Here is a 14,724-nt window from a genome sequence, read left to right on the forward strand (position 1 = left end):
CAGCGATGGCCCTTTGGGCACGGCCCAACTTTTCAGCGCGCCATCGAGTTCCAGGCGAAAGTCATAATGCAGGTGTGAGGCGTCATGCTTTTGAATGCAATACTGTAGCGCGTGCGCTTGGCCCTTGCGTTTGCCTCTCGCAGGTTTGGCAATACCGGCGGGTTCGGGACTTTCTTCGAAGTCTCTCATGTCACGGTACTTTTCGAGTGGCTTTTCCATGTGAGCTCCACGGGAGTAAAGACAAAATTCGACCTGCTATTTGCTTGTGACCCTTGTTAGGTATGAGAAGGTTCCGCCGCCTCTTGGCGGATGCATGCAGGCACTTTTCTCAGTCGCCCAGACGTCAAAAGCCCCCGAGTCGGAACACCAACCCGGCGTTCGGATTCGCGCAAAATCCGGAAGGCCGGGCACACCCACACAAGCGCAGGGCTGGCAGCGCGCCAAAATCCGACTTGAGGGACTTGAATTAACCTTCTCGCGATGGCGTTTCATCCAGCGCAATGACATTCAGCATCACCCCGGTGCGCGCCACCACTCGGACCTGTTGGCCCAAGTGCAGGGGCAAGTTGCTCTGAACCTGCCATTTTTCGCCCTGCAGTTGCACCCAGCCGCTCATGGGCAGACCCGGCAGCAGCCCCGTCACCGTGGCCAGGCTGCCGACCAAGCCCGCATCGCCGCTGACCAAGGCACGGCGCCTGGCCTTGAGCGCCATGCCGACCAGAGTCATCAGCAACAGGGCGCTGATCAGTGCCATGCCGATGATCAGCGTCAACGGAATGCCGAAGCCCGGTACATCGGTGTCCATCAAAATCACTGCGCCGACTACAAAAGCAACCACCCCACCGAAGCCGATTACACCGAAACTCGGTAGAAACGCCTCGGCGATCATGAAGGCGATCCCTAACAGAATCAGTCCGACCCCGGCGTAATTCACGGGCAATAGTTGCAGGGCATACATCCCCAGCAACAGGCAGATGCCACCGAGCACCCCTCCGACGCCCGACCCCGGGTTCATGAATTCGAATATCAAGCCATAGACCCCGAACATGATCAGCAGCAATGCCACGCTGGGGTTGGTGATCACCGCCAGCAGTTGTGTGCGCCAATCAGGCGGATGGTCGATGAGCGCAGCCCCGGCGGTGCTCAGCCTCAACGTTTGACCGGCAACATTTAGGCTCTTGCCGTCCAGTTGCTTGAGCAGGTCTGCCACGTCATTGGCCACATAATCGACCACCTTGAGTTTGAGCGCTTCGTGGGCCGACAGGCTGAGCGATTCACGTACCGCTTGTTCGGCCCAGTCGGCATTGCGTCCGCGTAGTTGCGCAAGGCTACGGATATAAGCCGCCGCATCGTTGATCTGTTTTCGAGTCAAGGTGTCCTGCAGCTCTCGCGCAGAATTCTTGTAGGTGGTGGGTGGGTCTGGCGATTCGGGCGCGGTCCCGGGCAGGCCGCCGATCTGCACCGGTGTAGCAGCCCCCAGGTTCGTGCCGGGGGTCATCGCGGCAATGTGGCTGGCATACAAAATATAAGTGCCGGCGCTGGCCGCGCGTGCGCCACTGGGGGCGACGAAACTTGCCACTGGCAAGGGGCTGGCCAGAATCGCCTTAATAATCAAGCGCATTGAGGTGTCCAGCCCGCCGGGGGTGTCGAGGCTGATGACCACCAACTGCGCGCCCTCGGTCACCGCACGCGCCAGGCCGCGCTCTACGTAGTCGGCACTGGCCGGACCAATAGCATCGTTGACGGTCAGGACCACGATACTGCCAGCAGCCGTCGTCGAACCCGTCGGTAACCCGACCAGTATCATTAACAAGAGCAGGCGGCACCACCAGTGACTGTGCACGGAACCCTCCCAGTTGTGGGTTTGACAGCCCACAACCCTCACTTAAGCGTAGTTGAGCCAGTCATGGGCGATGAGGCACGGCGGTTAGTCCATTTTCTATGGAGATAGGGGCGATTCTGAACATTTCGAACGAGATGCCTGTCGTCATTGGTTGGCAGACCGAACAAAGCGATCATGCTGCGGTGAGCTGGTCGCCTTTACACTGATAAACGTCGCGGCTACGGTTCACCTGGCTGGCTATCGCAATCTGTGGCATCAGCCACAGCTAGACGTTGCTATCAGAGATATTGAGGAAGGTATTACAGAGGAGATCGTTCGATCGTGGATTTCTATCGAAGGGGGGTGGGCAAAGCCGCGAAGGTTGGCGTACCGACCACGAGGGCCGACCACCCTTTCGGGTGCCCGACGCGACCCCGCCCATAACACAGAGGAAGCGATAATACGGTCAAACAATGCCCTAAGCAGTAGGGTATTTCCTATGGTTTTCTGGAAAGCTCATTCTTAGGCTAGCCGATGTAAAGACTTCGTCGAGAACGCATTCAATTCAAAACTTGTCGACGAAATTTCCAGTGATCAAGAAGAATTTATGGCCCCTACGGGTGAGGCTCGATCAACAACTTTTCCCTAAGGCCGTCTTTGATAACCTGGCTATGGCGTCGAGTTATCAAGCAACTCACGATCCCTTATTTTACTAACGTGATAGGAATGCTCGAGAGCTGAATCACCTTGGCTGCAACGGAACCTAAAAAGATTCCTGCCAGAAAACCGTTACCATGTGAACCCAAAATGATGCTGTCACAGCCTAAGGATTGCGAGGCGGCTACGATTTTGCTGGCCGCGTCACCCCGCAACGTGTGGAATGTGAATGCAATGCCTTCTTGCTTCAGAAGAGCGATTGCCTTTTGTGAATCTTCAGCACTTTTGTCATCGTAGTAGCGATCAAGCTCATCCCCTGCCATGTCTTTCGCTATTCGTGTCGGTAAAAGTGGCTGCACATTCACCAGATGCACCTCAACACTTCCCCCCAGCAATCCACCATCCTGGATCAGTCCGATGAGGTAAAGCACCGCGCGCTCTGAATGCTCGGAACCGTCGATAGCAACAAGAATTTTATGCATTTCCAGATCCTTTTTTCAGTGGCCTGAAGGTGCTTGTACAGCAAGCGTTCCCCAAGTGAACCACCTTGGGGCTAAAGGGGAACAGTGCGTTCGTTCTGGGTCAACATTTCGACCCCCTTGGGTGTGCCGTTGTCCAGCTTGTCGTAATCGCCGCAAAGCATTGCGTACAGGCCACGAATGGTTTGGTGGCTGTGCAGCACATAGTCCGGTGTATTCATGCCGCGATCTGTCCAGCGACTGAGATTGGGCATGAGGTTTTCTTGATAGTTGCTGTGTAGGGCCTGGCGGTTGACGCCGACATAGGCGCCGGGAATACCTTCCAGCGCAATGATCAACACATTGCGGGCACGCCCCGGTGCCGCAAGCAGTTGCTTTCCGTCCAGATCGAGTTGAGTGAGCCCCGCCATTTGTGGGGGGACTTCGACTACATCGCCCTCCAACCATTCTTCTGCGCGCATTTGCACATCGCCAATGCTCGCGACCAGCAACTGATGCGGGAGGTTGAACAATCGCCACTGGTCTTCTTCGGAGGGGGATAGATGCTGAGTGCCCCAATGGGCGATTAATAGCAGCAGCGGCGCTGCCCACGCGGTTCTTGGTAAGCCCGGAGCGGAAGTAGAGCGTCCTATCCACTGTGTTATCAGCCAAATCACCAGTCCTAGGCACAGGGTGGCGGCTAGCCACGGCTGGGCGAAACCACCACCGGTAGAGTTTTCCAAAAACTGAGGGTCGATCAGGTAGTGCAAATCTGAGGAGTTTGGAAGCCTACCGACCGCGCTGACCAGTTCGGCAGTCGCCAGTGTCATCAGTCCCCAGGCTAGCAACACTGGAAGCGCTAGCCACCAGGGACGGCGATGCAGGAGTACGATGAGCAGGCTCGCAATTCCCAGATCTGAAAGGTAGCCGAGTGCATTCGACCAACCCAGTGCCGCACGCAGACACATAGGCACGATCAGAACCAATCCGATCAAAGCGACGAGGCGTGCGTAGGGTTGTCGTAACCAGTGACGGATAACGTTCACGAAAAGACCTTCCAGACATTAAATCTTCATACAAGTGTGCTGGATGATATCAAGCGATCGGGAGACTGACGGATAATCAAAGGAGGGCTGCGGTATTTGTACGCATGCAGATAGCTGTTTGTCTTACATTCTAGAGCACTGAGTGAAAAGCATTAATGCCTGATTATAGCCATGAACATTAACTGTTTCAGACTGTTTAACGCCGCCGTGCTTGCACGGCGGCAGATGTTAATATGTTGCCTTTTAAGGATCCCAAGGACGCTGATGACCAAGCATCAAGCCACAGCCGAAACCCCTAGAGCAGCTGCAATTCTGGCCCGTTTCCTATCCTCGGAAGCCGCTGGAGGTCTTGTGCTGATGGCAGCAGCTTTGGCGGCTCTGATTGTTGCTAACTCGCCTCTGTCCGAGAGTTACTTTGCACTCCTGCACACTGTCTGGTCGGGCTTGTCCGTCGAGCATTGGGTGAACGATGGCCTGATGGCGATCTTCTTCCTGATGGTGGGCCTCGAGATCAAAAGAGAAGTGCTGGCAGGTGGACTTTCCACCTGGGGCCAGCGCGCCTTGCCGGGGGTTGCTGCTGTGGGCGGCATGGTTGTTCCTGCCCTCATCTACATCGCGATCAATTGGGGTAATCCTAAGACCATGAGCGGGTGGGCCATCCCTGCAGCTACCGATATCGCATTTGCTTTGGGTGTCTTGTCGCTGCTAGGTAAGCGAGTTCCTATTTCGCTGAAGGTATTCCTCGCGGCCTTGGCGATTATTGACGACCTCGGTGCTGTGGTGATCATCGCCTTTTTTTATACATCGGGCCTTTCCATGCCGATGTTGCTGGCTTCGCTCACGACTCTGGTCATTCTGATCGCAATGAATCGACTAGGCGTAAGACGACTGTTTCCGTATCTCTTGGTCGGGGTCGTGTTGTGGTTCTTCGTTCTGCAATCAGGGGTACATGCCACCCTAGCGGGTGTTGCACTGGCACTGTGTATTCCCATGGGAACGCCGGAAGAAGAAGCTCGTTCCCCGTTGCTGTTCCTCGAAGAGAAACTGCACTCATGGGTGGCGTTTGCCATAGTGCCTATTTTTGGCTTCGCCAATGCGGGTGTTTCATTGGCCGGTATTTCCATGGAGAACCTGGTTGATCCGGTTCCGCTGGGTGTAGCGCTGGGCTTGTTGGTGGGCAAGCAGGTCGGTGTTTTTCTATCAGCTGCACTGGCTATTCGCACGGGCTTGGCCAAGGTGCCAGAGGGTAGTAATTGGTTGCAGCTGTACGGCGTGGCACTCTTGTGCGGAATCGGTTTCACCATGAGCCTGTTTATAGGCAATCTGGCGTTCCCTGGATCACCTCAATTGATCGATGAAGTTAAAGTTGGGGTGTTGATTGGTTCGATTCTGGCTGCGATTGGTGGCGTCGTAGTCCTACGCACCAGCAGCATTCTCGCAGGTGCTGCCGTAGCCAAATAATCTAGCTTGAGATGACCACAGTATTTCTCGAAGCCTAGAAATGCTGTGGTTTAGAAACCTGCGCCAGCGAAGCAACAAAACAGGCATGCTGGCTGTTCGAAGCATCGGTCGCGGTAGGGATGGCAGTTACCTGCCACCCCCCGTACAGATCCGTCCGTGCGGAACTACCGCATACGGCTCCTGCCTCGGGTATGTGACGCGAAGCGATCCTCAGGGTAAGGATGTGCATTTCTGGGTCTAGGTATGTAGAGGTCGGCAAGGCGTCCGTAGCGTGACCATTGAAGCCGATTACGCTGGCTGCGACGTTTGAGGGCTTGCCGCCATAGACGGCAAACCGCCAGACGAAATCCACCAAGCCGTATCAAATTTCCCGGCACCGCGTGGTAATTGAAGTAGCCCGTGACCACCCGGGTAAGCCACTGACCCACGACTTGAACAGGCTCATGACGTCGGCGTTTCAGCTCATCCCGAATAGCCAGCAGTGTTGCACGCATTCGCTTCTTGACCGTCAGTCGCAGTATTTGGAACCCACCGCTTCTGTTCGTACTACAACAGTGCGTGAAGCCCAGGAAGTCAAACGTCTCCGGTTTACCTAACCCTCGCTTCCTACGATTTCTCGCAGCAAAACGACCAAACTCAATTAGCCGTGTCTTCGAGGCGTTTAGGGATAAACCGAACCTATGCCTTTCTGGAAACCGGCAAAATCGTCGCACACCAGCTTGCCATTCCACAGGCCGAGGAAGTTACGCGCATGCTCGCCCGCCCGACTCGAGCTGAAGTCGTAAACCACGGCCTTGAGTGCCGAGAACGGCGTGGTGCTATAGGCCCAGACATACGCTCGGTGAGTTTTCTTCTCGCCTGGCGTGAGCATTTGAATCGGCGTCTCATCGGCCTGAACGCCGGCAGCGTTGCTGCTGGCTGATCCCGGTAAAGCGGCAGCCACTTGCGGATAACGTTGGAGTTGATGCCGTGGCTGATGGCAACGCTGGAGACAGTCGCACCGGGTTGCAGGCATTCCTGAACAACTTGGGATTTGAACGGTTTGGAATAAGAGCTTCGTTGGCGCATGGAAATCCTGACGTTAAGGGCTATCGCGTCCGCTTAAAAATACGCGGACACCATCGCCCTTAATGCTGGAGTTCGGAAGGTGACTTCCCCAGACGCTTACGAAGCATCGTCGTAGTCGTGCTACCCACCAGGAACTGTCGGATGCGGGAATGCCCGTAGGCGCCCATGACCAGCAAATCAATTCCGTGTTCTGCTTGATAAACATACAGAGCAGCTTCCACTTCTCCTTGTCGGATCTGGGCTTGGATGTCAAAGCCTGCAGAAAAGAGCACGCTACTGCAGTATGCAACGTTGGACCAGGTCTGGGTACGATCATCGGGCCTGCCGGTAACTTCGCATCATTACCTGATGCAGCGAAATGGTTACTGAGCATTGGCATGCTACTGAGGCGGTTGGAAATCCTAACCGTGCTGGTATTTATTACGCCGGTCTTTTGGAGGTATTAACCTACCTGTTGGCGAAGTCTCCAACGTGGTGTGAGTGACGAAAATCTAATCTTCGCTTAGCATGAGGAATGTGCATTCCGCACAGCCCAAAACCTTAAGGAAAGTTTCCCATGTCTCGTTTGGCTGAATTTCGCAAACTTGAACAACAACTGGCCGAACAACTCGCAGAGCTCGAGTCGATGAAAAGCGATTCAGGTCTGCAGCGAGAAATAGACTTTGAGAGCAAGCTCCGTGCATTGCTCGGTGAGTACGGCTTCAGTCTGCAGAACGTCATCAACCTGCTTGATCCTCAGGCCGATCGCCGCTCTCCAGGTACTGCTGTCGCACCGAAGGCAGTCCGTAAAGCCCGCGAGGTGAAAATCTATAAGAATCCGAATTCTGGTGAGTTAATCGAAACCAAGGGCGGAAACCATCGCCAATTGAAAGAATGGAAAACCGAGTTCGGTGCAGATGTTGTTGAGTCGTGGCGCACTCAATAACATCATTTGTAAGTACAAGGGACCCTGCGAAGGTAATGTCAGTCAGCTAAGCTGACTGGCATTTTTTTCGGGGGTGAGAATCCCGATTAGGCGTCATCGCAGCAGCCGATTGAGATGCCCCAAATTATTAAGCCAACTCAGCTTCCCACTCAAGGCGTTGGTTTCGACTACAGTAGATAGACTCTGCATAAAGCCATAACAAGACGGGAATTTTCCATGCGAGTAAACAAACGCTTTAGCCTCTTTGCGGCCACCGCTGCGTTGACAGTCTCGTGCGCAGCTAATGCCGCACCTGTGTTTATAAACATCCTTACAGGTGGTACTAGCGGGGTTTATTACCCCATTGGGGTTGGGCTGTCACAAATATACAGCGATGGGATTCCGGGGGCGAAGACTTCTGTCCAAGCGACCAAAGCCTCGGTGGAAAATCTCAACCTTTTACAAGCAGGTCGTGGGGAGCTCGCTCTGGCGCTTGGGGACTCTGTGGCTGATGCAAAAAACGGCGTGGAAGATGCCGGGTTCAAGGCCCCGCTGACAAAGTTGCGAGCAATTGCAGGAGCCTATCCGAATTACATTCAAATTGTTGCGAACAAAGAGTCCGGCATCAAAACCTTGGCGGATTTGAAAGGGAAAACCATCTCCGTCGGCGCCCCGAAGTCCGGTACCGAGCTGAACGCGCGTGCGATCTTCAAAGCTGCGGGATTGACGTACGAAGACATGAGCAAAGTCCAATACCTACCCTTTGCGGAGTCGGTCGAGCTGATCAAAAACCGTCAGTTAGATGCCACGCTTCAGTCCTCGGGGTTAGGAATGGCGGCCATCCGCGACCTTTCCTCAACCATGCCATTGAACTACGTATCCATCCCTCCTGATGTGGTTTCGAAAATCGGCAATGCCGCTTATCAGCCTGCACAAATTCCAGCCAATACCTATGACGGACAGCCTGAGTCAGTGCCTACGGTGGCGATCACTAATATTTTGGTGACGCGCGAGGATGTCTCCGATGACGTTGCCTACCAGATGACTAAGCTGATGTTCGAAAACCTCACTCGCCTAGGTAATTCTCACTCAGCCGCCAAGGACATCAAGTTGCAAAACGCTGCCAAGAATCTGCCCATTCCACTTCACCCCGGTGCCGAGCGCTACTACAAGGAAGCTGGAGCGCTGTAATCCAGAAATACGCCACGGGGATGGTCGCTGGAGCGATAGAGCGGTTCGTACCCTTCTATGTAGTTTTCGAGGCAGGTACCCAATGAGCGAAGATCATTATGGCATCGCCGACAACCCACGTGACTGGCCTAAGACGCTGTTCTACGTGGCATTGTTGTTTTCAGTGTTCCAGATTGTCACCGCTGCGTTTGCGCCTGTTTCCAGCCAGGTACTGCGCGCGGTACACGTTGGTTTCCTGCTGTGGGTGGTGTTTCTGAGTTACCCGGCATATGGCAGAACACGTCCTTGGCAGCCGCTGGCCTGGATATTGAGCCTCGCCGGGATTACCACTGCCTTGTATCAATGGTTCTTTGAGGCGGATTTGATCCAGCGTTCAGGTGACCTGACATCTGCAGACATGGTGGTGGGGCTGGTATTGATCGCATTGGTGTTTGAGGCGGCTCGTCGGGTGATGGGAATCGCGTTGCCTGTCATCTGTGGACTGTTTTTGGCATACGGTCTATTGGGTGAATACCTGCCAGGCGACCTGGCACATCGAGGCTACGGATTCGATCAAATCGTCAACCAGTTATCATTTGGCACCGAGGGGCTGTACGGCACGCCAACCTACGTTTCCGCTACCTATATTTTCCTGTTCATTTTGTTCGGTTCCTTCCTCGAACAGGCGGGCATGATCAAATTGTTCACTGACTTCGCGATGGGATTGTTTGGCCACAAGCTCGGGGGGCCGGCAAAAGTATCGGTCGCGTCATCGGCTTTGATGGGGACGATCACAGGCTCAGGCATTGCAAACGTTGTCACGACCGGACAGTTCACGATTCCATTGATGAAGCGCTTCGGCTACAAGGCAGCATTTGCTGGCGGCGTAGAGGCGACTTCGAGCATGGGTAGCCAACTGATGCCGCCTGTGATGGGGGCTGTCGCCTTCATTATGGCGGAAACAATTAATGTCCCGTTTGTAGAGATCGCCAAAGCTGCGTTAATTCCAGCCATCCTGTATTTCGGTTCGGTGTTCTGGATGGTTCACCTTGAGGCAAAACGCTCCGACCTTAAGGGGTTACCCAAAGACCAATGTCCCAGCGCATGGGGTGCGGTAAAGGAAAGCTGGTATTTGCTGATTCCGCTTTTTGTCCTGGTCTACTTGCTGTTTTCGGGACGTACCCCCCTATTCTCCGGAATGGTGGGTCTGGCGCTAACAGCCATCGTTATTCTCGGTTCGGCAATCATCCTTCGGGTGTCCAGTTTCGCGTTGCGGTGTGCGTTTTGGATCGCTCTTGGTGTCCTCTGCGTCGGTTTTTTCCAGTTGGGTATCAGCGTGATCTTTGCGGTGATCGCCACGTTAGTGGTCATCTGTTGGTTCATTCAGGGAGGCCGGGAAACCCTGGGTATTTGCCTGCATGCCTTGATCGAAGGTGCTCGTCATGCTGTGCCGGTCGGGATTGCTTGCGCGCTAGTGGGAATCATCATCGGTGTAGTGTCATTAACGGGCATAGCCTCGACCTTCGCCGGTTACATACTGGCCATTGGCAGGGATAACTTGTTGTTGTCACTCATACTGACGATGGTTACCTGCCTGGTGTTGGGCATGGGTATCCCGACGATTCCCAACTACATCATCACCAGTTCGATTGCCGCACCCGCCTTGCTGGAGTTGGGTGTGCCGCTGATCGTGTCGCACATGTTTGTTTTCTATTTCGGAATTCTTGCAGACCTTACTCCACCGGTCGCTTTGGCATGCTTTGCCGCAGCGCCCATCGCCAAAGAAACAGGATTCAAGATCAGTCTGTGGGCGGTTCGTATTGCACTGGCTGGCTTTGTCATTCCTTTCATGGCGGTCTACAACCCTGCGCTCATGATGCAAGGCGACAATTTGTGGATGACGGCCTATATGTTGGTGAAGACGATGTTGGCCGTTGGCCTCTGGGGAATGGCGTCCACAGGCTATCTGCAACAGAAGATGCCGATTTGGGAGCGTCTATTGAGTTTCGCCGCAGGTGCTTTGTTGGTCGTTGCGCTGCCGTTGACTGACGAAATCGGTTTCGTGCTGGGTGTGTTGATCATACTTCAGCATGTCTGGCGGTCTCGTCGTGTCGGACCGGCCATAGCATGATTGGCTTGTGCCTGGGTTTGGCCGGCGTCGCCTGGGCCGAGCTCCCTATATCAAGCTTTACACTGGCTTGGAATCACACCATTGAAAAAATTCGTTGGGAAGAAGACTACCGCGTCTCGGAACAGGGACTTGTGCTGACCGAGGCCAGGGTCAAAGGGAATGGCGCAGGCATGGAAATTCCCCCTGGGGCCAGGTTGGAAAAAGGCAGTTGGTACTATCAGCGCCAACTGCCGCCCTTGCAGCCGCTGAACCTTGGACGTACCCCGCAAGCAGGTGACTACCAGTTATGCTTCAATCAGCAGTGTCATGAGATGAGCGAGTGGCTGGGGCCACCCGTCAGCATTCCGTCTTCAGTGGAGCTATGGAGTTGCTCGACGGACTCAGGACAACGATAAGTGACCAGTAGCGCAAACGTGAAAGCCCTGTCCGGAAACGAACGTCCAGTACCCGGACAGGCAGGCATCAACTCATGCCCAGCCAGTTTGGCAAAGCCAGGGAGATCCAAGGCACGTAGGTAATCAGAATCAGGAACAAGAGCAGGATCATTAGCCAGGGCATGGCGGCCCTGATGGTTGCTGGCAGTGTCATACCCGTCACAGCAGAGGTCACGAACAGGTTCAGCCCCACGGGCGGCGTGATCAAGCCGATCTCCAGATTCACCACCATAATGATGCCCAGGTGAATGGGATCGATACCCAGCTTCATGGCGATGGGGAAGAGGATCGGTGCCAGGATCAGGATGATGGCCGAGGGTTCCATGAAGGCCCCTGCAATCAACAGCACAATGTTCACCACCAGCAGGAACATCACCGGTGTCAGCCCCGCTTCGATCACCCATGCGGTGATCTGTTGCGGTAGCTGCTCGGTCGTCAGCACATGGGCGAAGAGCATGGCGTTGGCAATAATGAACATCAGCATGATGCTCAGCTTGGCCGAGTCGAGCAGGACTTTTGGCGTTTCGCGAAACGTCAGGTCTTTGTAGACGAACAAGGCGACGAAGGCCGAGTACACGGCCGCCACCGCCGCAGCTTCTGTGGGAGTGAACATCCCGGAGTAGATGCCTCCCAGGATGATGAGCATCAGCAATAGGCCCCAGATCGCCTTGCGTGCCGTGCCAAGCCATTCACGGAACGTCGCGCGCGGCATGGCGGGCAGATTTTTCTTCACGGCGACGATGTAGATCGCCACCATCAACGCCAGCCCCAGCAGCAGGCCTGGTAACACGCCCGCCATGAACAGTTTGCCGACAGACGTTTCGGTCGCGGCGGCGTAGACCACCATGACGATCGAGGGTGGGATCAGGATGCCCAAGGTCCCCGCGTTACAGACGATCCCCGCACCGAAGGCCTGCGGATATCCGGAGCGGACCATGCCGGCAATGGCAATCGAACCCACCGCGGCGACAGTGGCTGGGCTCGATCCGGAAAGGGCAGCGAACAACATGCATGCCAACACGGCAGCGATGGCCAGACCACCACGGATATGGCCGACGCAGGCATTGGCAAAGTCAATCAGCCGCCGAGCGACGCCACCGGTGGTCATGAAGGCCCCCGCGAGCAAGAAGAATGGGATGGCCAGCAGCGTGTAGTGCTCGGACGTTTCGAACAGTTTGATCGCCAGAGAGCGCACGGAGTCAGGACTGAAGAAAACGATGGTCAGTGAGCCCGCCAACCCCAGGGAGATGGCAATGGGAACGCCGATCAGCATCAGCACGAACAGCGATGCAAACAGGAAGGCAATGGTCATGACTTGTCATCCTCGTGTTCGGTCAGTTTCATCGCATCTGCGGCTTCATCGGCCAGGCCCAGGCCGGTCTGCCTGTTCTTCAGGATGCGCACGAGAATTTCAGCGAAACGGATGAAGACCAAGACGAACCCTACGGGGACGATCAACCCGATGTGCCATTGCATGATCCCGTACTGGCCCAGGTCTTCGGCACCTATGCGCGCAATCATCAGGGTCTGGATCCAGCCGAAACTGGCAATGCTGAGCAGTCCGGCGTAAGTCAGGCAGAAAAGGCAGGCGATGATGCCAATGAACCGTTGCACCGGTTTGCTGGCCAGCCTGACCAGCGCGTCGACGCCGATATGGCCGGCCGTGCGCACGCCGTACGACAGGCCGAAAAAAATCAGCCAGCCAAACAAGGCCTTGGTCAGTGAGGTGCTCCAGGTCATCGCCTGGGCCATTCCCATGACCCCGTCGCCGATGGCGAACAGCGATTCGCTGGCGCCTTCCCAGCTCTCGGCGAGCCTGTAGAACAGGGTGTAGAGATTGTTGAGGACAACGTAGACGAAAGTTACCAACGTCATGGCAGCCAGCAGGAAGACGATGAAGCCCTCCTCGAAGTGTTCCCAGATACGCCGAAGAGCATTCATGGATGGCATCTCCTGTAGCGGATGACCGGCAGGTGCTGCCAGGGCGGCAACACCTGTCGTCCACCGATCATTGGGCCTGGTTGGCAGCTTGCGCAGCAGTGATCAGCTCGGCGCCGATATCGCCTTCGAACTTCTTCCACACAGGCTTCATCGCGTCACGCCATTGGTCGCGTTGCTCAGGCGTCAGGGTGATGATCTCGGTGGTTTTGGCCGCAATGATGCTCTGCTTGGCGTTCTGATTCAGTTGCTCGGCCTCTTTGTTCACATGGGCGGTGACTTCGACGATGATCTTGTCCAGTTCGCCACGAAGCTCCGGCGATAAACCGCTCCAGAACTTGGTGTTGGTGATTAGCATGTAGTCCAGTACACCGTGGTTGGATTCGGTGATGTACTTCTGTACTTCATGCATTTTCTGGCTGTAGATGTTCGAGTAGGGATTCTCCGCGCCGTTGACGACACCGGTCTGCAAGCCCTGATAAACCTCGGCGAAGCTCATCTTGCGCGGATTGGCCCGTATGACCTTGAACTGCTCCTCGAGCACGGCAGAGGCCTGCACCCGGAACTTCAGGCCGCGGGCATCACCCGGCACTCGTAGCGCTTTGTTCGCGGACAGTTGTTTCATCCCGTTGTGCCAATAGGCCAGTCCGGTGATGTTTTTGTCTTCCATGGACTTGAGCAGTCCCTGGCCCTGCGGGCTCAGCTGGAAGCGGTCAACGGCGGTGATGTCATCAAACAGGAAAGGCAGGTCGAACAGTTGAACGGTCTTGGTGTAGTGCTCGAACTTGGCCAGCGACGGTGCAATCATCTGTACGTCCCCGAGCAGTAATGCCTCCATCTCTTTGCCATCGCCAAACAACGAGGAGTTGGGGTAGACCTCGACTTTGACCTTGCCGGGCAAGCGTTCTTCCACCAGTTTCTTGAACAACAGCGCGCCCTGGCCTTTGGGAGTCTGCTCTGCAACGACGTGGGAGAATTTTATAATCACCGGATCTGCAGCCATGGTCGTGCTCATGGTGCCGATGGCAAGGGCGCAGGCGACTGCTTTCCACATAGGTTTGAACATTGGGGGGATTCCTCTTGTTTTAGTTTTTCGTACAGTTCCATGCCCTGAAAAGCATGTGCACGGCGGACAAGAGCAAGTCTAGGCAGAAAACTGCCATTTGGAGGGTAATAGCTAAATACCCCCAAGAAATTCTTGGGTTTGAGCTACATATGACCACATCAATTCGGTTAGTGTGGTGACGTAAAATGAACACTAAACTATTGCTACAGAAGGGAAACCCTCTCAGAGTTCAGTGAGTGATGAGCGGTTTATCAATTTCAATCGCAACGAGAGGCAATGCAAATCCTAGATCAGGCCGAGTGCAAAAGGAGGTTCACGTGAAATACAATTTTGAACCTGGCCGACTGGCTTCAAAGGCAACACTTTGGAAAAACCCTCTGTGTCGCTGTACCCGAGGGGATGACGCCTAAAAGCAACACAAGCAACTTTTCAATCGCAACACTGCTAACGTAGAACCCCTTCCAAACAAGGCGCTTGAAACGCAACACTGTAGCGATGCCTATTTAAATTTGATCTCATAGCTCCATTCGCCGCTCGGCGCAGATTCCACCAACGTCGCCAGTTCGGGT

General features: G+C 54.9%; 11 protein-coding genes and 5 pseudogenes. 6 read left to right on the forward strand and 10 right to left on the reverse strand.

The window, feature by feature from the left end; translation table 11 throughout:
- The 4 genes and pseudogenes from IC37_RS27840 to IC37_RS27855 form a co-directional block, all read right to left on the reverse strand.
- Positions 1-219 (reverse strand): DNA polymerase ligase N-terminal domain-containing protein (locus tag IC37_RS27840; protein WP_143519262.1); only part of this gene is annotated, 219 nt, incomplete at its 3' end.
- Positions 220-466: 247 nt separating this feature from the next.
- Positions 467-1,807, reverse strand: coding sequence for a nodulation protein NfeD (locus IC37_RS27845; protein ID WP_051414805.1), 1,341 nt, complete (start codon positions 1,805-1,807; stop codon positions 467-469).
- Positions 1,808-2,526: 719 nt separating this feature from the next.
- A complete protein-coding gene (locus IC37_RS27850) occupies positions 2,527-2,961 on the reverse strand; it encodes a universal stress protein (RefSeq protein ID WP_030128973.1) in 435 nt (144 codons plus the stop codon).
- A gap of 86 nt (positions 2,962-3,047) precedes the next feature.
- Positions 3,048-3,983: pseudogene (locus IC37_RS27855) on the reverse strand (LTA synthase family protein); the annotation flags it as partial.
- 264 nt (positions 3,984-4,247) lie between these two features.
- Here IC37_RS27855 and nhaA point away from each other — a divergent pair.
- Complete coding sequence (gene nhaA, locus IC37_RS27860) at positions 4,248-5,444, forward strand: Na+/H+ antiporter NhaA (protein ID WP_030128975.1); 1,197 nt, start codon at positions 4,248-4,250, stop codon at positions 5,442-5,444.
- A 682-nt stretch (positions 5,445-6,126) separates the two neighbouring features.
- On the opposite strand, the pseudogene IC37_RS30025 reads toward nhaA, so the two are convergent.
- From IC37_RS30025 to IC37_RS27880, 3 pseudogenes are all read right to left on the reverse strand, one after another.
- A pseudogene (locus tag IC37_RS30025) lies at positions 6,127-6,342 on the reverse strand (transposase); the annotation flags it as partial.
- Positions 6,343-6,422: 80 nt separating this feature from the next.
- Positions 6,423-6,512 (reverse strand): annotated as a pseudogene (locus tag IC37_RS31115) (transposase); the annotation flags it as partial.
- Between the two features lie 59 nt (positions 6,513-6,571).
- Positions 6,572-6,784, reverse strand: a pseudogene (locus tag IC37_RS27880) (universal stress protein); the annotation flags it as partial.
- On the opposite strand from IC37_RS27880, the pseudogene IC37_RS27885 reads away from it, so the two are divergent.
- The 5 genes and pseudogenes from IC37_RS27885 to IC37_RS27905 form a co-directional block, all read left to right on the forward strand.
- Positions 6,740-6,958, forward strand: a pseudogene (locus IC37_RS27885) (potassium transporter TrkH); the annotation flags it as partial. The pseudogenes IC37_RS27880 and IC37_RS27885 overlap by 45 nt on opposite strands.
- Positions 6,959-7,068: 110 nt before the next feature.
- On the forward strand, positions 7,069-7,437 hold the full coding sequence (locus tag IC37_RS27890; RefSeq protein WP_030128978.1) for a histone-like nucleoid-structuring protein, MvaT/MvaU family: 369 nt from the start codon (positions 7,069-7,071) through the stop codon (positions 7,435-7,437).
- A gap of 216 nt (positions 7,438-7,653) precedes the next feature.
- A complete protein-coding gene (locus IC37_RS27895; protein WP_030128979.1) occupies positions 7,654-8,607 on the forward strand; it encodes a TAXI family TRAP transporter solute-binding subunit in 954 nt (317 codons plus the stop codon).
- Positions 8,608-8,689: 82 nt separating this feature from the next.
- On the forward strand, positions 8,690-10,717 hold the full coding sequence (locus IC37_RS27900; protein WP_030128980.1) for a TRAP transporter permease: 2,028 nt from the start codon (positions 8,690-8,692) through the stop codon (positions 10,715-10,717).
- Positions 10,714-11,112 (forward strand): DUF1850 domain-containing protein, encoded by a 399-nt coding sequence (locus IC37_RS27905; protein WP_030128981.1) that lies wholly within the window; start codon positions 10,714-10,716, stop codon positions 11,110-11,112. The genes IC37_RS27900 and IC37_RS27905 overlap by 4 nt, the downstream gene beginning before the upstream one ends.
- Positions 11,113-11,179: 67 nt before the next feature.
- On the opposite strand, the gene dctM is transcribed toward IC37_RS27905, so the two are convergent.
- The 3 genes from dctM to IC37_RS27920 form a co-directional block, all read right to left on the reverse strand.
- Positions 11,180-12,463, reverse strand: a complete 1,284-nt coding sequence (dctM, locus tag IC37_RS27910; RefSeq protein ID WP_030128982.1) for a C4-dicarboxylate TRAP transporter large permease protein DctM — start codon at positions 12,461-12,463, stop codon at positions 11,180-11,182.
- A complete protein-coding gene (locus IC37_RS27915) occupies positions 12,460-13,092 on the reverse strand; it encodes a TRAP transporter small permease (protein ID WP_030128983.1) in 633 nt (210 codons plus the stop codon). Before IC37_RS27915 ends, dctM begins: the two co-directional genes overlap by 4 nt.
- Before the next feature lie 67 nt (positions 13,093-13,159).
- The gene (locus tag IC37_RS27920) at positions 13,160-14,155 is read right to left on the reverse strand and encodes a TRAP transporter substrate-binding protein (protein WP_030128984.1); all 996 of its coding nucleotides are present in this window, start codon (positions 14,153-14,155) and stop codon (positions 13,160-13,162) included.
- Positions 14,156-14,724 lie beyond the last annotated feature (569 nt).

The organism is Pseudomonas sp. QTF5, from assembly GCF_000512695.2.
In the GTDB taxonomy this organism is placed as follows: domain Bacteria; phylum Pseudomonadota; class Gammaproteobacteria; order Pseudomonadales; family Pseudomonadaceae; genus Aquipseudomonas.